The 22409-nt window shown below is 39.8% G+C and carries 19 protein-coding genes; 13 read left to right on the forward strand and 6 right to left on the reverse strand.

Annotated features, from left to right (window positions below; translation table 11 throughout):
* Window positions 1-192 precede the first annotated feature (192 nt).
* The 4 genes from lolC to C9I86_RS01780 all read left to right on the forward strand — a co-directional run bounded on the left by lolC (window position 193) and on the right by C9I86_RS01780 (window position 4496).
* Complete coding sequence (gene lolC / locus C9I86_RS01765; RefSeq protein ID WP_080156677.1) at window positions 193-1401, forward strand: lipoprotein-releasing ABC transporter permease subunit LolC; 1209 nt, start codon at window positions 193-195, stop codon at window positions 1399-1401.
* Complete coding sequence (lolD, locus tag C9I86_RS01770; protein WP_080156676.1) at window positions 1394-2083, forward strand: lipoprotein-releasing ABC transporter ATP-binding protein LolD; 690 nt, start codon at window positions 1394-1396, stop codon at window positions 2081-2083. Before lolC ends, lolD begins: the two co-directional genes overlap by 8 nt.
* Window positions 2083-3327, forward strand: coding sequence for a lipoprotein-releasing ABC transporter permease subunit LolE (gene lolE, locus C9I86_RS01775; RefSeq protein ID WP_107275426.1), 1245 nt, complete (start codon window positions 2083-2085; stop codon window positions 3325-3327). Before lolD ends, lolE begins: the two co-directional genes overlap by 1 nt.
* Before the next feature lie 617 nt (window positions 3328-3944).
* Window positions 3945-4496 carry an outer membrane beta-barrel protein gene (locus C9I86_RS01780; RefSeq protein ID WP_107275427.1) on the forward strand — a complete coding sequence of 184 codons (552 nt, stop codon included), beginning with the start codon at window positions 3945-3947 and terminating at the stop codon, window positions 4494-4496.
* Between the two features lie 104 nt (window positions 4497-4600).
* Here the strand turns inward: C9I86_RS01780 and C9I86_RS01785 are convergent, their stop codons facing one another.
* The 4 genes from C9I86_RS01785 to C9I86_RS01800 form a co-directional block, all read right to left on the reverse strand.
* Window positions 4601-5266, reverse strand: a complete 666-nt coding sequence (locus C9I86_RS01785) for a DedA family protein (protein ID WP_107275428.1) — start codon at window positions 5264-5266, stop codon at window positions 4601-4603.
* Window positions 5259-5681: a hypothetical protein gene (locus C9I86_RS01790; protein WP_080156672.1), complete on the reverse strand. Its 423-nt coding sequence runs from the start codon at window positions 5679-5681 to the stop codon at window positions 5259-5261. The genes C9I86_RS01785 and C9I86_RS01790 overlap by 8 nt, the downstream gene beginning before the upstream one ends.
* Before the next feature lie 177 nt (window positions 5682-5858).
* Window positions 5859-6416 carry an HdeD family acid-resistance protein gene (locus C9I86_RS01795; protein WP_080156671.1) on the reverse strand — a complete coding sequence of 186 codons (558 nt, stop codon included), beginning with the start codon at window positions 6414-6416 and terminating at the stop codon, window positions 5859-5861.
* 302 nt (window positions 6417-6718) lie between these two features.
* Window positions 6719-7243, reverse strand: a complete 525-nt coding sequence (locus tag C9I86_RS01800; protein WP_080173216.1) for a DUF2062 domain-containing protein — start codon at window positions 7241-7243, stop codon at window positions 6719-6721.
* Between the two features lie 29 nt (window positions 7244-7272).
* On the opposite strand from C9I86_RS01800, the gene C9I86_RS01805 reads away from it, so the two are divergent.
* The 5 genes from C9I86_RS01805 (at window position 7273) to kdsB (ending at window position 13417) form a co-directional block, all read left to right on the forward strand.
* Complete coding sequence (locus C9I86_RS01805; RefSeq protein ID WP_107275429.1) at window positions 7273-9576, forward strand: DNA internalization-related competence protein ComEC/Rec2; 2304 nt, start codon at window positions 7273-7275, stop codon at window positions 9574-9576.
* A gap of 140 nt (window positions 9577-9716) precedes the next feature.
* The gene (gene msbA / locus C9I86_RS01810; RefSeq protein ID WP_107275430.1) at window positions 9717-11474 is read left to right on the forward strand and encodes a lipid A ABC transporter ATP-binding protein/permease MsbA; all 1758 of its coding nucleotides are present in this window, start codon (window positions 9717-9719) and stop codon (window positions 11472-11474) included.
* 2 nt (window positions 11475-11476) lie between these two features.
* Window positions 11477-12511, forward strand: a complete 1035-nt coding sequence (lpxK, locus tag C9I86_RS01815; protein WP_369924842.1) for a tetraacyldisaccharide 4'-kinase — start codon at window positions 11477-11479, stop codon at window positions 12509-12511.
* A complete protein-coding gene (locus C9I86_RS01820) occupies window positions 12492-12671 on the forward strand; it encodes a Trm112 family protein (RefSeq protein ID WP_045035565.1) in 180 nt (59 codons plus the stop codon). Before lpxK ends, C9I86_RS01820 begins: the two co-directional genes overlap by 20 nt.
* A complete protein-coding gene (gene kdsB, locus C9I86_RS01825) occupies window positions 12671-13417 on the forward strand; it encodes a 3-deoxy-manno-octulosonate cytidylyltransferase (protein ID WP_080156666.1) in 747 nt (248 codons plus the stop codon). The genes C9I86_RS01820 and kdsB overlap by 1 nt, the downstream gene beginning before the upstream one ends.
* 89 nt (window positions 13418-13506) lie before the next feature.
* Here the strand turns inward: kdsB and C9I86_RS01830 are convergent, their stop codons facing one another.
* Together C9I86_RS01830 and elyC are read right to left on the reverse strand one after the other, a co-directional pair.
* Window positions 13507-13743: an RNA-binding protein gene (locus C9I86_RS01830; RefSeq protein WP_107275431.1), complete on the reverse strand. Its 237-nt coding sequence runs from the start codon at window positions 13741-13743 to the stop codon at window positions 13507-13509.
* Between the two features lie 214 nt (window positions 13744-13957).
* Window positions 13958-14764 (reverse strand): envelope biogenesis factor ElyC, encoded by an 807-nt coding sequence (gene elyC, locus C9I86_RS01835; protein WP_107275432.1) that lies wholly within the window; start codon window positions 14762-14764, stop codon window positions 13958-13960.
* A 119-nt stretch (window positions 14765-14883) separates the two neighbouring features.
* Between elyC and cmoM the strand changes: the two genes are divergently transcribed.
* From cmoM to mukB, 4 genes are read left to right on the forward strand one after another with little or no spacing between them, the layout of a single operon-like run.
* On the forward strand, window positions 14884-15717 hold the full coding sequence (cmoM, locus tag C9I86_RS01840) for a tRNA uridine 5-oxyacetic acid(34) methyltransferase CmoM (RefSeq protein WP_080156663.1): 834 nt from the start codon (window positions 14884-14886) through the stop codon (window positions 15715-15717).
* The gene (gene mukF / locus C9I86_RS01845) at window positions 15714-17036 is read left to right on the forward strand and encodes a chromosome partition protein MukF (RefSeq protein ID WP_080156662.1); all 1323 of its coding nucleotides are present in this window, start codon (window positions 15714-15716) and stop codon (window positions 17034-17036) included. The genes cmoM and mukF overlap by 4 nt, the downstream gene beginning before the upstream one ends.
* A complete protein-coding gene (mukE, locus tag C9I86_RS01850; protein ID WP_080156661.1) occupies window positions 17017-17763 on the forward strand; it encodes a chromosome partition protein MukE in 747 nt (248 codons plus the stop codon). Before mukF ends, mukE begins: the two co-directional genes overlap by 20 nt.
* Entirely contained in the window at window positions 17763-22226 is a 4464-nt protein-coding gene (gene mukB, locus C9I86_RS01855; protein WP_107275433.1) for a chromosome partition protein MukB, read from the forward strand. The genes mukE and mukB overlap by 1 nt, the downstream gene beginning before the upstream one ends.
* Window positions 22227-22409 lie beyond the last annotated feature (183 nt).

The raw sequence follows: 22409 nt of genomic DNA on the forward strand, positions 1-22409 counted from the left end.
TATCAAACTAAAAATAATAGCGGTGACATTTGTGTTAATTATTACTTAGTGCGTACCTACGAGCAAGCGATCTCAGTAAAGTGGATAACTTTTACTCTCTGTTTTTACATTACATTTACCTTGCTAGATGGTAAATAGACCCGTTAACGCGTATTCTTGAGCTATCAAATAAAGGAGTGGTTTTTCAATCCTATGTTTCATCCTGTATCTTTTTTTATTGGCTTACGCTACTTACGTGGACGTTCAGGTGACCGTTTTAGTCGCTTTGTTTCCTACATGTCAACTGCGGGCATCACAGTGGGGGTGATGGCATTAATTACAGTAATGTCCGTCATGAATGGTTTTGAACAACAACTTAAAGATCGCATTTTAGGTGTGTTACCACAGGCAATTGTTACTAACGCTGATGGTCGAGTACCACTTTCCGAGCATGTGCCAAATGTTTTAAAACAGCTACCGCATGTGACTAAAGTGACAGCCATAACGCGTGGTGAAACGATTATTCAGAGTGCGAATTCATTAGCAGCTGGCATGATGATTGGTATTGAACCTAATCAATATGATCCTATTGCTGATCATTTGATGGTTGGATCACTGAAAGATCTACAACCAGGTAGCTTTAATGTCATTATTGGTCAATCACTTGCCGTTGAATTAGATGTTCAGCCAGGGGACAAGATTCGATTAATGGTAACCAGTGCCAGTCAATTTACACCATTAGGACGCTTACCAAGTCAGCGTAATTTTACTGTGTCTGGTATTTACGATACAGGTTCTGACGTTGATAAACAGCTAGTATTCACTAATATTTCTGATGCTGGACGGTTATTGCATTACAAATTGGATCAAATGTCGGGGTGGCGTTTATATCTAAATGATCCGTTTGCGGTAACAGAGTTAGCTAAAACACCATTACCAAATGATTGGAAGTGGTCAGATTGGCGTGAACAGCGTGGTGAGTTATTTCAAGCGGTTAAAATGGAAAAAAACATGATGGGACTGATGCTTGGATTGATTATCGGTGTTGCTGCATTCAATATTATTTCGGCACTGATTATGGTGGTAATGGAAAAACAAGCTGAAGTTGCGATTCTAAAAACTCAAGGGATGACCCATCGACAAGTCTTGACATTATTTATGGTGCAAGGCTCAAGTAGTGGTGTTATTGGTGCTCTATTGGGTGGCGTATTTGGAGTCATCGTGTCGCATTACTTAAATCCAATTATGGCATTCTTTGGGGTAAATCTTGCTGTTATTGGGGGTTCTCTTCCTGTGGACTTTGAACCAATGCAAATATTGACTGTTATCGTTGGCGCTATTCTTTTGAGCTTATTAGCGACTATTTTCCCATCTTATCGTGCGGCAGCTGTCCGTCCTGCTGAGGCTCTTCGTTATGAATAATGCATTATTATCTTGTCATCAATTATGTAAAACATATCAAGAAGGCGAGTTACAAACCGAAGTTTTAAAACAAGTAAATATTGATATTGCTGATCATGAATTGGTGGCTATTGTTGGTTCTTCAGGATCAGGTAAAAGTACTTTATTACATATTCTTGGCGCGCTGGATGAACCGACCGATGGTGAGGTGTTTTTTAAGGGGCAGCGTTTAGATACCTTAAGTTCAAATAAACAGGCGAAAATTCGCAATCAAGATATTGGTTTTGTGTATCAATTTCACCATTTGTTAGCTGATTTTACAGCCACTGAAAATGTTGCCATGCCACTATTAATTGGTGGGGTAGCAATCAATGAAGCCCGTACTCGTGCACAAGATATGTTAACAATGGTTGGATTGGATCACCGCTTTGAACATCGGCCATCAGAATTGAGTGGCGGCGAACGTCAACGGGTTGCTATTGCACGCGCGTTGGTCAATAACCCTGCGATTGTATTAGCCGATGAGCCAACAGGTAACTTAGATCATCAAACCGCTTTAGATATTTATGATCTGATGCGTAAGCTCAATGCAGAATCGGGTACCGCATTTTTAGTGGTGACTCACGATACTAAATTGGCATCAAAACTTGATCGCTGCATGCATATGCAAGATGGTATTTTAGCTGAGGTTAAGGAGAAGTAATGTTTCGTCCGTTATCTCTCTATATTGGCAGCCGTTTTAATCGTTCTAAAAAACGAAATCGTATGGTGTCGTTTATTTCTTTGTCTTCAATGCTCGGTATTGCCGTAGGCGTTGCGGTGATCATTATTGGCTTATCTGCCATGAATGGTTTTGAACGTGAGTTACAAACTCGAGTACTTTCCGTTATTCCTCAAGGTGAATTACAAGCGGTACAACCACCATTGAATAATTGGAAACCGTTATTAAAGCAAGTAGAACGGCATCCTCATATAACTGCCGCCGCGCCTTATGTTGAATTTACAGCCTTGCTTGAAAGAGGCACTAAACTTAAAGCGGTTGCTGTTCGTGGTATAGATCCGAAAGAACAACTTAAAGTCAGTGAGTTACCGCGTTATGTTAAAGATAATGCATGGTCACGATTTTCAGCGGGTAAGCGTGAAGTTATTTTAGGTCAAGGGGTTGCGACTAAACTTCAATTGAAGGTTGGTGATTGGATCACGGCAATGATTCCAAATACTGACCCGCAAATGAAGCTCCGTGCGCCTAAACGCATTCGATTACAAGTTGTGGGTTTGCTTGCTTTAGGTGGACAAATTGATCACAGCCTTGCCATTGTTCCATTACAAGATGCTCAACAATATTTAGATATGGGGCAGGGTGTTTCGGGCATCGAAATGAATGTTGATAATGTGCTTAACGCCCAGCAAATTGTCAAAGAAGTGGGTGATACATTACCTGTTTATGTTTATCTGAAAAGCTGGACGCAAAAATACGGTTATTTGTATAGAGATATTCAGATGGTTCGTACCATTATGTATTTGGTTATGGTACTTGTTATCGGTGTTGCTTGTTTTAATATTGTTTCAACATTGATGATGGCAGTGAAAGATCGTGCGGCGGATATAGCAATATTACGTACCATGGGGGCAAGTGATAGATTGATTAAATCTATCTTTGTCTGGCATGGGGTATTATCAGGTGTATTAGGCAGTATTATTGGTTCATTGTTTGGTTCATTAATTGCAATCAACCTAACACATATTGTCCGTGTCATAGAGAAAATTATTGGTCATCGGTTCTTGTCTGGTGATATCTATTTTGTGGATTTTTTACCGACACAATTAGCTTGGCAGGATGTAGCAATTGTTACGGCTACCGCAATTGTCTTGAGTTTGATTGCTACATGGTATCCAGCGACACGAGCAAGTCGATTACAGCCAGCACGAGTATTAAGCGCTAAGTAGTAATGAATCGAATGTGTTCTGTTTAATGTAAACTGAAAAGCGGAGCCTATGGTTCCGCTTTTTTGTTTTTGTTCTTTTATGGTGAGCTTACAGAGACTCATTTCTGTAATTATGTGTTTTTTGATGGTTAATTCGTAATAAGTTCAATTGGCATTGATAAATAAATATAAAAGTAAGTTAAAAAAGCGCTCGGGATGACTTAAAATAATACAAATTGGTTAATTTTTAATCGTAAATGTGAATATGATTATAACGATGTGTTCGTTTTTTTTTATTTTCTATTTTTTTATTTTATCATTTGCTAATGATGTTTCATAAAAAAAACAACACACGTCAGTGCTGATGCCGCTTGAGGTTTGCCTGAGTTTTCTGAGATTAGTTTATCTAGCAGATAAATAACGAACACTGTTCTTTTTTTTGTGAATTTATATTGTTTAATTTAACACGGCCATTTTTACATGATAATTTGATGTCACTTTAAAAAAGCAAATGTGCTGTAGTCGTTATTAGACAGGATTTATTCTGCATCGATATGACGGTTATTCTATAATCGATATGACTGTCATTCTATAAATAGACAGCGATTTGTTAATAAATAAAACAATTAGGAATATACAATGAAAAAGAATGCACTAGGTTTATTAGTAGCTTTTGCTGTAATGGCGCCTGTTGCTGCACAAGCAGCGGTTCAACTTCCAGCTGGTACACAAGAGCTTGGTATTCAAGGTAATGCTAAACTAGGTAGCGGTTGGGATCTAAACCTAAACGGTTCTTACGGTACATTCGTAAAAGATAACTGGGAAGTTGGTGGTACTGCATCTGTTGCTGCTAAAGATGAAAACGATGCATTCAGTGGTAAGATTGGTGTATTTACAGAATACAACTTTGTTAACTCTACTAACTGGGTTCCTTACGTTGGTGCTGCTACTGAACTTGCTGGTCTAAACTACAACAACGAAGACGGCCTTGAAGGCGATGCTGGTAAGAGTGGCGATTCTTGGGCACTAAACCTTAAATTAGCGGCTGGTGTTAAATACTTCATCAACCCTAACGTTGCTCTAACTGCAGAAGCTAACTACAACATCGCAACTGACGATATTGAGTTCTCAAGTGGTAAAGCGAAAGACAGCCTAACTAACATCGTATTCGGTACTCGCTTCTACTTCTAAGTTTAAGCCCGTTTATTGATGATAAAAAACCCGCTGATTAAGCGGGTTTTTTTATAGCTATTGATTTGTAAACAGGTTCTGTAACGTGATGTTGTAAACAGAGGTTAAGCGATATTATTATTCTTAATACGCTTAATAAACCAGCTACTCAATAGACTAATGATGGCAATACCTAAGGTAATAAATGGCGCTACCATCAAGATCATGGTTGTTACTCGAGCTATATTTTCAGGCAAGAGTGTTAATAAATACCCTAAGCCTGTGAGTAATAGTATCCAAGCTGTAGCACTTAGCCAGGCAAAGCGGAAGAAGTGGGCTTGATTCTTAATTCTAAATCCCATTACCAATGGTAATAGTGGACGTACGACAGGAATAAAGCGCGCTGTAAATAAAGCTACAATCCCATGTCGAATAAGTAATTTATCAACAGTCTCCATTCGATGAGGCGGTACCATATCTACCCATCGTTTTACTTTTGGTAAATGATCAAGCCAGCGGCCTTGTAAATAAGCGAGCCAACTACCAATAGCCGCCGCCATAATTAACAAAAATACGATCAATTTAAAATCAATGATCCCCATTGCACCTAATGTGCCAGCTAAAATAACAATGCTGTCGCAAGGGAGTGGAGCTGCGGGTAAAAATGCACTTTCCAGCCAAATAACAAAAGTGACACAAAAATAGATCATTACAATACTTTCAGGGTTTTGTAATGCTGCAAAATCTTGATGCCATAGCGCTGAAAAAATAGATACAAATGAATCAAGCATCTATGTAGTCCTTGTAGTCAGAGTCATAATTAAAGTAAATGTCGTGGTCATTGAGTAACATTAACTGCCTACGACTGTGAGTAAAACGGTATTGAAAGTTAGCAAGAACAAGATGTGGATACCGTTGATGCTTAAAACAATGACTTGTTATTTGATGTGGTTGTCGAATGACATTGTGGTCACAATGCAGTGCAGGAACAAAATTCTTTTTTTCTGTTTTTGATAACTGTCGTGTTTTATGGCTATTGCTCGATAAAATAATGACATTATCGTTCCAGTTTTCTTGATGATTGGTAGCGTTAAAGACTGAAGCTGGATGTAAAGCATATTGAGACCATGCAATAGGCTCAGCCGAACTTGTTGCGCTTACTAGCAATGTATTTAGTAGCAAGCTAAAGAGAGTGAAGTAACTCATCAACAATATCGCTCAAGTATCAAAAACACACTTTTACTCAAAATTATAACCAAAGGCAATGTTTTTATAAGAAATTGTTATGAAATAATGGTGGGCTATGTTTCTGTGGAGTGCTTTTTATAAAAAAAGCTTCAGTGGTTAGCTGAAGCTTTAATCGTTATTGTTTATTCAATGTATTTATTTGATTAGGGCTTTTTTCATTTGTGAGCCAATGAAAATAAAGCTGATACCTTCAAATATTAAAGAGACACCAACAAAAATGCCCAATAGTGACATTGAGAATTGAGGATTGTGCATTAAATTAAAGAAATAGATACCAATGATTGTTGATAATAAACCACTGAAAACAATCCAACGCCAGCCAGCAAGGTGCTCTCTGCTGCTAAAACCAAACATCATTCGTGTAATACCATTAAATACCATAGTGGCAATCATAAGCACGGTAATGGTAACTAAGCCAATGAATGGTTGCCCTAAAATGAATAAGCCGCCAAGAAGGTAAAAGAGAGCACTGATGACATACCAAATTTTAGTTTTCCATTGTGGAATACTAAAGGTGTGATAAACCTGTACTAAACCGATGACTAAGAAGATCACGCCAATAATAGTTGTAATTGTCATGCCTGCGGCGACAGGTAAGCTAATTGCAAAAATACCGGCTAAAGCAACAATAACACCAACGACAACAAACCACTTCCAACCTTTTGTGAGTAAATTCTTTACTGGATTTTCCATTTCATTTCCCTTTATTCAAAATATTAATGCTTATTAGCTGGCAATAAGTTACTGCTATTTAAGGCTCTATTCTATTTTTAAATAGTAGTCTGAACAATAATAATTACTAGGTATTAAATGCAACTAATTAGCAATATAAGTTTTTGCTGCGGTTATAGGAAAAATAAATGCGGGTTAGATCGAATAATCATAAGAAAAAGCGCATGAAAAAGGGAAAATAATGGAGGGAGAGTCTCAAAAAAATGGCAGTTAACAATAAAACTCCATAAGCATGAAGTTTTATTGTTATAACAAAGTAATGGTTAGCGTGTTTTAGGAATTCGGAATTTACGACGATTCCAGCTACGAACGACCGAATAGCGCCATAACCAACGAATACCGAAATAGCCGATGGATGCACTTAATACACTACAAATAAAGCATCCCAATAAGAATGGGGGGCCAATTTGACTCATTTGATTTAATAGGAAATCCCATGTTAATTCAAAATGAAAGCCAACATCAGGGCTATGCAATACCCAAGCACCTAGCTTGTAAGCGCCATAGAAGAGTACTGGCATTGTTACCGGGTTACTGACCCAGACTAGTGCAACGGATAACGGTAAATTAACACCAAACATAATAGCGAGACCCGCCGCCATTAACATTTGACTGGGAAGAGGAACGAAAGCCATAAATAATCCAACAGCAAATGCGCCAGATGCTGAACGACGGTTTAAGCACCATAGATTTGGGTTATAAAGTAGATTCCCGAATATCTTTAACGCTTTTTGGCGTTTAATCACTTCATGGCTAGGCAGAAATTTTTTAATGAAATGTCTTGGCATAATAATTTTTTTTGACTGGCTAAGGCCATATGGTTCAAATATTTATAGCAAGCATAAGCGGTTATCTATCGTTACATTTTTTTAACGCCTTACCACCGTATTGGTTTTTACTATTAATAATAGTCATCGGCGCTATATTGTTCATTGTGTATCGAAGTCTTATTTTTATTTGCTTTTCACTTGCTATATTCTGGGTTGTTTTTGATGCTAATCAATATATTAACAATATTGATAACATTCCAATAAACAGTACTAATGTTACCATAGATGTAAGCATTAGTACGCTTTTTAATGAAAATATACCCTCTGAGTATTTTGAGGTAAAAGTACTGAATTTACATTCTGCCAATGTTGATTTTGTCTCTCCATTACAGTTAATGGTGTTTTGGAAAGATGCGCCAAGATTAAAGCAAGGACAAATATGGCGTTTACCTGTTAGGTTGAGCCGTATTGTTGGACGTGTTAACCAAGCCGGTTTTGATCGTGAACAATATGCATTAAGCCGCAGTATTCATGGTCGTGCTGTTGTTACTGGGGGAAAGCTTTTACCGACACGATTATCCTCTTCGATATCTTTACGTCAGCAATGGTTAGATAGCGTTACTCCATTATTAAAAAACACTCGCCATCAAAGTTATTTAACCGCTCTAACCTTTGGATTAAGGGAGGGGTTAGAGGCGCAGAACTGGATAGATTTACGTGACAGTGGGCTGGCGCATTTATTAGCGATTTCAGGGTTACATATTGGGTTGGCGATGCTGATCGGATGGTGGTTTGGTTACTTATTGCGGTTATGCTTACCACAAACGGGTTATTGGTCATGGCTACCTTTGCTTTGTGGGCTGTTATTTGCCTTTGGATATGCATGGCTTGCAGGGTTTAGCCTGCCGACTATTCGTGCGTTATTAATGTGTTTAATCGTTGGTGTTCTGCGTATTACTGCAATTAATTGGCGACCTTGGCAAATTTTATTAGCAACATTAAGTTTGTGTTTGCTATGGGATCCTTTTGTTAGTTACAGCGCAGGTTTCTGGTTATCGTTTGGTGCAGTTATTATCTTTTTAATGATGGTTATTATTGGTAATTCACCAGCATTAGCCGATTTACCTTGGCAGCAGCGGTGGTATCAGCACTTAAAGCAGTTGTGTAAAGTACAAGGGTATCTCCTGTTATTAATGTTACCCATGCAGTGGTGGTGGTTTGGTGGCGTCTCTCTAGCTGCACCATTGACTAATTTAATGGCGGTACCTTGGCTTAGTGTGATAACGGTGCCGTTAGTCTTGATTGGCGTTATAACAGTATGGTGGCCAGGGTTGTCTGCATTATTTTGGGGACTGGCTGATGTTTCATTAATGCCTGTTTTACATATTGCAGCGTGGAGTAATGGAGCATGGATGATGTTACCTGCATCAATTACACCATTATTGGTCATTATTACGGTAATAACGGTTGTATGGCCTTTATTACCTTTAGTGTATTTCCGCTGGTTGTACATGAGTATTATTTTTATTGTTCTCAGTTGGTGGTGGAAGCAACACCATAATAATCACAGCTCACCAATGTGGACGATAACAGTATTAGATGTTGGGCACGGATTAGCTATTTTAATAGAGAAACAACAGCGAGTATTTATTTATGATACTGGTAATGCTTGGGATGAAAAAAGTATTGCTCAGTCAGTCATTGAGCCAATATTAGCCTATAAAGGAATATCAGCTGTTGATGGGCTTGTTTTAAGTCATTCTGATAATGATCATGCTGGCGGCAGTGATTATCTTATACAGCGTTATCAACCTCTGAAAAAATACAGTAGCGATCAACGAGATGGCTTTTCAACTTGTGTTATGGGGCAAAAATGGCAATGGCAGGGGCTTGAGTTTACGGTTAAATGGCCACCAACAACCGCGATTCGAGCCACAAATTCAGATTCTTGTGTTATTCATGTTCAAGCATTAGGCGGGAAGGGGCCGCGCGTATTATTAACTGGGGATATAGATGCCAAATCTGAGTTAGTGATGTTGACGCAAGCACAGACAGAGCAAGCCGATATTATTGTCGTACCACACCATGGTAGTAGTACCTCATCAACACAAACATTACTGGATAATATTCAACCTTCGGTCGCGATAGTATCGATTGGATATTTTAATCCATGGGGCTTACCATCTGCTGCGGTTAAGCGGCGTTACCAAGCCAATAATATTGATTGGATCAGTACCCAAGATAGTGGTCAAGTCACGATCACTATTCATCAGAATAACTATCAAATAAAACAACAACGTTATCATTATTCTCAGGCCTGGTATCGACCGCAGTGGCTAGCCTTAAAATAAAAAACGCCTGATTAATGATTATTGATGTTGTTTTTATGAGCATAAAACGTGGTTTAAGAAAAAAGGATTGTGGACAAATTTGGTTGATAGCAATGTTAAGGGTAGAATAGAGAGATTGTATTTTATCAAAATTGGCATTCATGACGCAATTAACAGAAAAATCAACCAAAGATACTTATAAAAGACTGTGGCCTTATATCAAGATCTATAAAGCGGGCATTATTGTCGCGGTTATTGCGCTGATCATAAATGCGGCTGGTGATACCTTGATGTTGTCGATGATTAAACCGCTACTTGATAAAAGTTTTGGCGGGTTTGATAGTATGGATTCGGGTTTTCTTGCCATGATGCCTATCTATCTTGTTGGCTTAATGATCATGCGTGGTGCGAGTGGCTTTGTATCAACCTACTGTTTATCGTGGGTGTCAGGCAATGTCGTAATGAATCTTCGTCGGCAACTATTTCAGCACTTTATGAAAATGCCGGTGGCGTTTTTTGATAAAGAAGCTTCTGGTGCATTATTATCACGCATTACTTATGACTCTGAACAAGTTGCTTCTGCGACCAGTAGTGCTTTGGTGAGCATTGTTCGTGAAGGGGCATCGATTATTGGCTTAATGGTATTGATGTTTTGGAATAGTTGGCAGCTATCGGCTATTTTGATTGTTATCGCCCCTGTTGTTGCTATTAGCATTAGTGTTGTTTCAAAACGATTCCGTAAAATCTCACGTAGTATGCAAGATGCAATGGGTTCAGTGACCTCATCTGCAGAGCAAATGCTAAAAGGCCATAAAGTTGTATTAAGTTACGGTGGTCAAGGTGTTGAGAAGCAACGTTTTGATGAAGTAAGTAATTTAATGCGTCGCCAAACCATGAAATTGGTTTCTGCACAGGCGATAGCGAACCCGATTATCCAACTTATTGCTTCTTCAGCATTGGTTGTGGTGTTGATTCTTGCTAATACACCATTATTACGTGATTCATTAACACCAGGTACATTTGCAGTCGTATTTGGTGCAATGTTTGGTTTAATGCGTCCACTTAAATCTCTGACCAGTGTTACATCTCAATTCCAACGTGGTATGGCGGCATGTCATACACTGTTTGATTTGATGGATTTAGAAACTGAAAAAGATAATGGTAAGCATGAAGTTGATCGTGTTAGAGGTGATGTATCAGTCAAAGATGTGACCTTTACTTACCCAACTAAAGACACGCCAGCGCTGCGTAATGTCAGTTTTGAACTGCCAGCAGGTAAAACGGTAGCGCTTGTGGGACGTTCAGGTTCAGGTAAAAGTACCATTGCCAATTTACTTACACGTTTCTATGATATTGACTCAGGAGACTTGCGTTTAGATAATGTTGAAATTCAAGATTATACCTTATCAAACCTACGTTCTCAGGTTGCTGTAGTCTCACAAAATGTGCATTTGTTTAATGATACCATTGCCAATAATATCGCTTATGCAAGTGGCGATATGTTTACTCGTGCTGATATTGAACGAGTAGCAGAGCTTGCTTATGCGATGGACTTTATTAAAGATATGGAGCACGGGTTAGATACCGTTATTGGTGAAAATGGTGTGAGCTTATCAGGTGGTCAACGTCAGCGTCTGGCTATCGCTCGTGCATTATTACGTAATGCGCCAGTATTAGTGCTCGATGAAGCAACATCAGCGTTAGATACTGAATCTGAGCGTGCGATTCAACGCGCACTTGATGAATTACAAAAAGATCGCACTGTGTTAGTCATTGCTCACCGTTTATCTACAATCGAAAATGCTGATCAAATTTTAGTTGTCGATGATGGTGAAATTATTGAACGTGGTACGCATGGTGAGTTAATTCGTCTTAATGGTGCTTACGCGCAACTTCATCGTATTCAATTTGGTGATTAATTGTGGCTGCTTTCATTGAAGCTATGTGGTACCAATCAGCATTAAAAGGTAAAACTCGCATTGCTTATTATCTGTTGTGGCCATTATTGTGGCCACTCAGTCAATTGTTTGGTGTATTAAGCCGTCGAAAACGGAATCAATATACAACAGGCAAGAAAATGGCATATCGAGCGCCAGTACCGGTGGTTATTGTTGGTAATATCACCGCTGGTGGTAATGGCAAAACACCGGTAGTGGTCTGGTTGGTGGAACAACTTTTGGCTCAAGGATTAAAACCAGGTGTTGTTTCACGTGGTTATGGTGGCAATGCACCGCATTATCCGTATTTTGTTGAGAGTGATACTAGTACGGATATTGCTGGGGATGAGCCGGTTTTAATTCGTCGTCGAACGGGAGTACCCGTTGCGGTTGCTCCCGTTCGAAGTGATGCGGTAAAGTTACTATTAGAGCATGATGTTGATGTCATTATTACAGATGATGGTTTACAACATTATGCTCTCGCACGAGATATTGAATTAGTTGTAATTGATGGTAAACGTCGGTTTGGTAATCAACAACTATTGCCATTAGGCCCATTACGAGAATCATGTCAGCGCCTTAATGAGGTTGATTTTCTGATTTGTAATGGTGGTGTTGCTGATGCCAATGAAGCGACAATGTACTTAGCTCCGTCAGCGTTGATTAACGTTAAAACAGGCGCGCGTTGTGATGCCTCGTCTTTATCATCTGTCGTTGCAATGGCGGGGATTGGTCATCCACCACGATTTTTTGCAACATTGAATGCGTTAGGAGTAAAGCCTGTTGCATGCCAGCCTTTTGCTGATCATCAACCCTTTACTCATCAAACATTATTAAGTTTAGCCCAACAAGGGCAACATTTAGTGATGACTGAAAAAGATGCGGTAAAATGTTACCCATTTGCTGAGGATAATTGGTGGTATCTGCCTGTCGATGCGGTTATCTCTGAGCCACAAGCATCAGCTATCATTAAACAGATTATAGAGGTTAAGGAAAAGTATGGATCACCGTCTGCTTGAAATTGTTGCTTGCCCTGTATGTAAAGGCAAATTAAATTTCGATAAAGAAAAGAATGAATTAGTGTGTAAGTTTGATCGTCTTGCTTATCCTATCGATGACGGTATTCCAGTCCTACTTGATTCAGAAGCGCGTACATTAAGTTCTGACGAGGTTAAGTAATGGCCTTTACTGTTATTATTCCTGCACGTTATCAATCAACCCGTTTACCGGGTAAACCGTTAGCTGATATTGCAGGTAAACCAATGGTGCAATGGGTTTACGAACAAGCATGTAAATCTGGTGCAGATCAAGTTATTGTTGCAACTGATGATCAGCGTATTGTCGATGTGGTACAAGGTTTTGGTGGTGAGGTGTGTTTAACTCGCACTGATCATCAATCAGGTACTGAACGTTTGGCTGAAGTGGTTGAGAAATATCAACTTGCTGATGATCATATCGTGGTGAATGTTCAAGGTGATGAGCCGCTTATCCCTGATACAATTATTCGTCAAGTTGCCGATAATATTGCGCATTTTAATGCACCGATGGCAACATTAGCGGTAGAGATTGATCATCATGATGAAATTTTTAATCCTAATGCTGTAAAAGTGGTTACTGATAAAGACGGCTACGCATTGTATTTTAGCCGTGCCGCCATTCCTTGGGATCGGGATAATTTTGCTCAGCAACCGCGTATTGTGCATCATAATTTACTGCGCCATATTGGGATTTATGCTTACCGTGCTGGGTTTATTAATACTTATATTAATTGGCAACCAAGTCCGCTGGAGCAAATCGAATCATTAGAGCAACTTCGTGTGCTTTGGTATGGTGAGAAAATTCATGTTGATGTTGCTATTGATGCGCCACCAGCAGGGGTTGATACCTTAGATGATTTGGAAAAAGTACGGCAGTTAGTTAGTTAACAAAACAGCGAGTTGATATCCGTTATCTCAATAATAAAAAACCGAGTATTACTTACTCGGTTTTTTTATGGGTAAATTAATTGCTGTAATTATTCGGCAATTTTTACACGGATACGGCTTTTATCAACCATCATTTCATGAAGAGCTTTCATTGCGCGAGTTGCTTGTTCATCATCAGCCATTTCAACAAATGCAAATCCTTTTGATTTGCCTGTTTTGTCGTCTAATACAAGGTTATAAGCACTAATTTTACCAAATTCTTCAAACATTTTGTGAATTTGAACTTCAGTTGTGCTGCGAGAAAGGTTACGGATTAAAAGTTTCATGAATTTAATTCTTTCTTAAGTAGTAAGCCATTATTTTATCATGAAATACAGTAAAGCATGCTGAGATTAAAGTGAAATAATACGATAAAAAGAAATTTTAAAATTGTATGATCTTAATAGTTATGCAAACTGTTGTTAAAGTTTAAAAAAAGCCAGTGCGTATCATATCGCAACTGGCCTTAAAATAATTAACTAAAACATGACATTGGAAATCTTATAATGTCTCAGGTTTTACTTTTTCTGCTTGTTGATGTTCAATTTGCGGGTTTAATAGCTCGCTAGTAATGCGCTGCCATAATTGCCCTAAACGCTCATGCTCAACAATTTCCATTTGAGTGAGGTATGTTGAGTCTGGTACAAAATTACGTATTTTATTACTGGCTCTAAAGTTTGTCGGCGCTGGAATAGGGTGTAATCCCGCTTGATGGAAATAGTAAAGTGCACGTGACATTTGGCTGGCTGATGTTACCAAAATCATATTTTTATCTTTAACGACATCAGCGGCTTGAAATGCTTCTTCTTTGGTATCTTTTGTTGATTCAAATAACAGAATATCCCGTTTATTAACCCCCAATGCGATAGCTAAATGTGCCATTAATCGTGCGTGGCTAATACCATGAGAAGCTAAGCCCCCAAAGCCAGAGAGAATTAATTTCGCATCAGGGTACATGCGGAAGATACGAATGCCTTCAACTAAGCGTGTAATGGCTGTTGGCGATAATTCTGAGGTAATAGGAAACGTTTTATCGATAACTTGGCCGCTGCCTAAGACCATGACATAACTAATTGGTTTGGTGGTACTCACAAAGGCGGCGTTTTCTTGCTCTAATGGGCGTAGCAATGCAGTCGTGATAGGTTGGAATGAACATAAAAAAATGCCAATTAAAGAGATACTCATCAAGATAGAGGCTAATTTTTTTCGACGTGTAAACCACAACACGCATAAACCTATAATGCCCACTAGTAACAGGAAGGGTAGCGGCATCAGTAGCGCTGATATGATTTTTTTAAGTATAAACATAATATGTCGTCCGAAATTTCAGCAGTTGAGCTCTAAAATCGATCACAAGCCTTTATTCCTTTACTGCTTGTGAGAAAATAAGCCATATTCTAGAGTCGCTATCATAACGTAAATGAGCCATGAAAAAAGACCGAAATTTTGACGATTTGGCGAAAAAGTTCGCTGACAATATTTATGGCACAGCGAAAGGCCAAATACGACAAGTTGTTGTTTGGCAAGATATTGAATATATATTGCAACAATTGAATGATGCTTCACCCCTGCAAGTATTAGATGCTGGTGGCGGTATTGGGCAAATATCTCAAAAAATCGCTGCGCTTGGGCATCAAGTGACGTTATGTGATCTTTCTAGCGAAATGTTGACACTAGCTGAGCAAGAAATTGCTAAAAATGGCTTAATTGAGCAATATCGGTTAGTGCATTCACCAATTCAAGAAATTAGTAAGCATATAGAGGCACCCGTTGATTTAATTCTCTTTCATGCGGTTATGGAATGGTTGGCTGATCCGATTACAACATTAATGGGTTTATTAGATAACGTAAAACCCGGCGGTGTTATCTCGGTTATGTTTTATAACTATAACGGATTGTTATTTAAGAATCTGATTTGTGGTAATTTAACCCATATAGAACAAGGTATGCCACACCGTAAACGATTTAAATTACAACCTCAGCAAGGAATAAAGCCTGATGATGTATATCAGTGTCTAACTGATGCTGGGTTTGACATAATGGGTAAAACCGGTGTACGCACATTCCATGATTACATGCATCATGATCGAATGGGTGATTACAGTTTCGAACAAGTTCTTGATATGGAGCAAAAGCTTTGTCGTCAGGAACCTTTTTTGTCATTAGGTCGTTATATCCATGTGTATGCGCGTAAGCCATTTACAGAAGTAACACCCACGGTAGTGACAAATTTAAATGATAGCAATAAGGACAAGGGATGAGTGAAGTTACCCAGACTGTTCCTGAGTTAGTAAATTGGGTCAAAAATAATGAATTTGCCCTTAATTTACCAACAGAACGGCTGGCGTTCTTGTTAGCGATTGCAGTGTTAAGTGGTGATCGCTTTGATGAAGAATTAGGGGAAGGTGAGTTGGTCGATGCATTTCGTATTGTGAGCGATATGTTCGGCCAAACCAAGGAAACCCTGGCATTTCGCGCCAATAACGCCATTAATGAATTGGTAAGACAGCGGTTAATATCACGCTTTACCAGTGAGGTTACTGACGGTGCTAGCATTTATCGATTAAGTCCGTTAGCGCTCGGCATCACTGACTATTACGTGCGCCAACGTGAGTTCTCAACGCTAAAATTATCGATTCAGTTAGCAATGGTAGCCGATGAGATCAATAAAGCGGCGACTGCAGCACAAGAAGGCGGTAATGAAAAACATTGGCGTCAAAATGTGCATGCGGTTTTAAAATATTCCGTCGCTGAAATCTTTGATCGAATTGATTTAAACCAACGCGCAATGGATGAGCAGCAACAACAAGTTAAGCTCGATATTGCTGAGTTATTAAATCAAGATTGGCAAGCCGCCATCAGTAGTTGTGAAGTCTTACTTGATGAAACATCATCAACACTGCGTGAATTACAAGATACGTTGCAAGCCGCAGGTGATCAGCTTCAAAGTCAGCTACTTGCGATTCAAGAAGAGATTCAAGGACGTGATGATCTCGATTTTGTTGATGGTATGATTTACATCCTGCAAATGAAGTTAGATCGCATCATCAGTTGGGGACAACAAACAATTGATTTATGGATTGGCTATGACCGCCACGTACATAAATTTATTCGTACCGCAATTGATATGGATAAAAACCGTGCCTTTAGTCAACGATTACGCCAATCGGTTACCGATTACTTCGATGCACCATGGCTACTGACATTTGCAGATGCTGAACGCTTACTTGATATGCGTGATGAAACCTTAATTTTACGGGATGATGAAGTAACTGGTATCGTTCCTGGTGAAATGGAATTTGAAGAACTTGATTTGGTTAACGATCAATTGGCTGAGAAAGTCGGTTTGATGTTAAAAGCACATAAAGCAACAGGTGCACCAATCAACTTGAGTGTTTTACTTAAAGATTATTTGGCACAACATCCGTATGCACAACATTTTGATTTAGCGCGGATTGTGATTGATCAGGCCGTGAGGATGGGGTATTCCGAAGCTGATTTCAATGCCATTCAGCCTGATTGGAAAGCAATTAACGAATACGGAGCCAAGGTACAAGCCCATGTCATTGACAAATATTGAAGAATTTATGCCGGAGAAGTTGGCTAAAGCCATTGCTAACCCACTTTTCCCTACGCTAGATAACGCTTTGCGTTCTGGTCGCCATGTTTCAAGTGAAGATTTAGATAGCCACGCTTATTTAATTGAGTTTGAGAAAGAGTTAGCGATGTTTTACCGTCGTTATAATGCAGAACTTGTACGTGCACCGGAAGGTTTTTTATACTTGCGCCCACGTTCGACCTCATTGATTGGTCGCTCAGTATTATCTGAAATTGATATGCTCGTTGGTAAAGTCTTATGTTTTCTTTACCTTAGCCCTGAGCGTCTAGCTCACGAAGGTATCTTTACTAACCAAGAATTATTTGATGAGTTGTTGGTATTAGCAGATGAACAAAAGCTAATGAAACTTGTCACCAACCGCGCTTCAGGTTCAGATCTTGATCGTGAAAAGCTGTTTGATAAAGTAAAAACAGCGTTACGTCGTTTACGTCGTTTAGGAATGCTTATTCCTATTGGTGAAAATGGCAAGTTCCGTATTAGTGAATCTGTTTTCCGCTTTGGTGCTGATGTACGTACGGGTGATGATGTTCGTGAAGCACAGTTACGATTGATTCGTGACGGTGAAGCCGTGGTTCACCAGCAAGCGTCAAGTCAATCAAGTCTGCTTGATGATATTGACACTAATAATCAAGAAATGCTTGAAATGCAACAAGATGTAGAGCAAGCGGGACAGGAGAGTAGTATTTAATGGAACGCGGCAAGTATCAATCGCTCACCATGATCAACTGGAACGGCTTTTTTGCGCGTACTTTTGATATTGATAATTTGGTGACAACGCTTTCAGGCGGTAACGGTGCAGGTAAATCTACCACAATGGCAGCGTTTATCACGACATTGATTCCAGACCAAAGCCTCCTTCACTTTCGTAATACCACTGAAGCGGGAAGTTCAAATGCTTCTCGTGACAAAGGCCTTCACGGTAAATTAAAACCCGGTGCCTGTTACGCCGCTCTGGATGTGGTTAACTCAAAGCAACAGCGTATTATTTTTGCGGTTAAATTACAGCAAGTAGCTGGCCGCGATAAGAAAGTAGATATTAAGCCATTTTTGATTCAAGGCTTACCATCGCATATCAAACCTGCTGAAATATTAGTTGAAACGATTTCTGAAAATCAAGCCCGTGTTCGTCAGCTTAACGATGTCAAAGATCTTGTTAGTCAGTACGAAGGGGTGCAGTTTAAAACATTTAACTCGGTAACGGACTACCATGTACAAATGTTTGAAATGGGCGTATTACCGAAAAAATTACGTAATAGCCAAGATCGTTCAAAATTCTATCGTCTGATTGAAGCTTCTTTATATGGTGGTATTTCAAGTGCGATCACCCGTTCATTGCGTGATTATTTATTACCGCATAACTCTGGGGTGAAAAAAGCGTTCCAAGATATGGAAGCCGCCTTACGTGAAAACCGTATGACGTTAGAAGCGATTAAATTAACTCAAAGTGATCGTGACTTATTTAAGCATTTGATTTCAGAAGCAACTAATTATGTTGCAGCTGACTATATGCGCCATGCTAATGAGCGTCAGCAAAAATTAGAACAAACCCTGCGTTTACGTGGTGAGCTTATGGGTTCACGCCAAACGCTGATTGATCAGCAGTCATCGTTAAATAACATGAATGCTGAGTTAGCGGAGCTAACGGATCAAGAAAGTGCATTAGAACAAGATCACCAGTCGGCGTCTGATCATTTACAGTTAGTTCAAGCAGCAGTTCGTCAAGCTGAGAAAATTGAGCGTTACAAAGAAGATCTTGAAGAGCTAACAGAGCGTCTTGAAGAACAAGTGATGGTGGTTGAAGAAGCGGCAGAGCAATTAGCAATAGCCGAAGAACAATCACAGCTAACAGAAGAAGAAGTTGATAGTTTAAAAACCCAGTTAGCAGACTACCAGCAAGCATTAGATATGCAGCAGACACGTGCGCTGCAATATCAACAAGCATTACAAGCATTAGAAAAGGCGCGCCAGCTATCTGGTGATCCTCAAATGCTGGCTGATCAAGCGCCACCGTATTTATCGCAGCTTAAACAACAACAGGAACAACAAACAACGGCTTTATTGGCATTAAAACATAAGCTTGATATGTCATCAGCTGCCGCGCAGCAGTTTGAAAAAGGCTTAGCGATTGTGACGACAATTGCCGGTGTTGTCGATCGTACTAATGCGAGTGATAAAGCGCGAGAGCTAATAGAGCATGGACGTCAACTTCGTTCTGTTTCTGAACGTGGTGATCAACTTAAAGCGCAATATCGTGATTTAGAGCGCAGTGTTCGTAGCCAACGTCAAGCTATTGAGTTAGCTGGCGCGTATACGAAAAAGTTTGCGATTACTATTGATGGTGAATTGGCATTAGCTGAAGAACAAGCGCGCCATGAAGCAACCTTAGAAAGCTTAGAGCAAGATCAAGCAAGCTTAGTCGAGCAGCGTAATGACATGCGTCATAACGAGCAAGGCTTAGCTGTTCGTATTACTGCACTTGAAGCTTCAGCTCCTGCGTGGATTGCTGCATCAGATGCATTAGAGACACTTTCTGATCAAGCCAATGTTGAGTTAATTAGCAGCCAAGCTGTTATGGATGCGATGCAAGCAACACTTGATAATGAACGTCAAGTATCAGCGCAGCGTGATAAATTAGCGCAACAGAAGCAAACTTTAGAGCATGATATTGAGCATTTGGCACAGCCTGGCGGTAGTGATAATTCAGGTTTACGTGCATTAGCTGATACGCTTGGCGGAACCATGTTATCTGAAATTTATGATGACATTACGCTTGCTGATGCGCCTTATTTCAGTGCGATGTATGGTCCATCGCGCCATGCTATTATTGTGCCTGATTTAAGCGGTATTAAAGAAAAGCTGATTGCTCTAGATGATTGCCCTGATGACCTTTATATCATTGAAGGTGATGCTGACTCATTTGATGATAGTGGTTTTGATGTTGATGAACTTGAGAATGCGGTATGTGTACATCTCAATGATCGTCAATTGCGTTACTCGCGCTTTCCTAAAGTACCACTGTTTGGTCGAGCTGCACGTGAACAACGGTTAGAGTTTTTACGTGATGAACGTGATCAAGTGGTAGAAGATCATGCAAAAGCGGCATTTGATTCGCAAAAGCTGCAACGTTTATACCAAAGTTTTAATAGTTTTGTGGCAACCCACATGGCGATTGCATTTAATGCCGATCCTGAGGTTGAACTAAAACAAGCTCGTGATCAGCGTAATCAGATCATGCGTCAGTTAGCAGAGTCACAAGCACAAGAGCAACAACAACGTAGTCAACTGGCCGCAGCACGTGAAGGCTTAACCTTATTGGGTAAATTAAACCCAATCGTGACATTGCTTGAAGATGAAACGCTAACTGAACGTTTTGCTGAAGTTGAACAGCAACTTTCGCAGATGGATGAAGCACGTAATTATCTGGATCGTTACGGTAAAGCATTAATTGAACTTGAAGGGTTAGTATCAGCACTTGATGCCGATCCTGAGCAGTTTGATACATTACAAGCTAATTACGAAGCGGCTGATCAAAAACTGCAACAATTGAAAACATTAATCTTTGCGGTTGCAGATTTAGCTGAGCGTCGTCATCACTTTAGTTATGCTGATTCAGTTGAGTTATTGAATAAGAGTTCAGAGCTTAATGAACAGCTAAAACTAAAATTAGCGACAGCAGAGCAGCAACGTAATACTGCTCGTGCAAGTTTGAAGCAATCACGTGCGCAAACCAACCAATATAATCAGTTATTGGCATCTCTGAAAAGTTCGCACCAGGCTAAGAATGAAACTGTGCTTGAGTTTGAACGTGAACTGCAAGAGTTAGGTGTGCGTGCAGATGTTGAAGCTGAAGAACGTGCATTAGTACGTCGAAATGAACTCAATGAACGTTTGCACAGTTCACGTAATCGTCGTAGTACATTAGAAAAATCAACCACGTCAATTGAGCTTGAAATGAAAGGCTTGATGAAGCGTTTACGTAAAGTGGGTAAAGATTACCAAGACTTCCGTAAGTTGGTTGTGAATGCTAAAGCGGGTTGGTGTGCGGTATTACGTCTTGCGCGTGAAAGTGATGTTGAACGTCGTTTACATCGCCGTGAAATGGCATACATGTCAGCTGACGAATTACGTTCATTATCAGATAAAGCGCTAGGTGCGTTGCGTCTGGCGGTGGCTGATAACGAAAACTTACGTGATGCATTACGTGCCTCAGAAGATGTGGCGCGTCCTGAGCGTAAAGTGTTGTTCTATATCGCCGTGTATCAGCATCTACGTGAGCGTATTCGTCACGATATTATTCGCACCGATGATCCTGTTGAAGCTATCGAAGAAATGGAAGCTGAGCTTGGTCGTTTAACAGAAGAACTGACCGCTCGTGAACAACGTTTAGCCATCAGTTCAGATTCTGTAGCAAATATTATTCGCAAAACAATTCAGCGTGAGCAAAATCGTATTCGTATGCTTAACCAAGGCCTACAACATGTTGGTTTTGGACAGGTATGTGGTGTACGTCTTAACGTTAAAGTACGTGAAACGCATGAATCGTTACTGCTTGGGTTACTTGATCAAAAAGACCAACATAACGATTTATTTGGTAATCAGCGTCTAACGTTCTCAGAAGCGATTGCGAAATTATTCCAGCGTTTAAATCCACATATTGATATGGGTCAGCGCTCACCGCAAATTCTAGGTGAAGAGTTACTGGATTACCGTAACTACCTTGAGCTGAATATTGAAGTTAACCGTGGTACTGATGGTTGGCTACAAGCAGAATCAGGTGCGTTATCGACGGGTGAAGCGATTGGTACAGGTCAAGCCATTCTATTGATGGTTATACAAAGCTGGGAAGAAGAATCTCGCCGTTTACGCGGTAAAGATATTATTCCTTGCCGTTTATTGTTCCTCGATGAAGCAGCGCGTTTAGATGGTAAGTCTATTGCGACCTTATTTGAGTTATGTGAACGTCTAGATATGCAATTATTGATTGCGGCCCCTGAAAATATCAGTCCTGAAAAGGGCACGACCTATAAATTGGTACGTAAAATATTTAAAGACCGTGAGCATGTGCATGTGGTGGGTTTACGTGGTTTTGGTAATAAACCCAAGGTTGCTGAAATGCCAGTACAAACATTATTGGATATTGAACCTGTGTAAACACACTTATACCAATAGAATCTAGTGAGTTGTTATAAAAAGCCAGCAGTGATGCTTAATGCATGTGAATTAAGATAATTTACGCTTCCTTGAAGGCCTAGTCGCATAGCGACTAGGCCTTTTCTTTACTGCCCTTGGATAACTTCTTTCCTGCCTTTCTGGTAGTACAAAGCTTTCTGCCAT

Origin of the sequence: Photobacterium sp. NCIMB 13483 (assembly GCF_003025475.1) — a bacterium.
GTDB lineage: Bacteria > Pseudomonadota > Gammaproteobacteria > Enterobacterales > Vibrionaceae > Photobacterium > Photobacterium piscicola.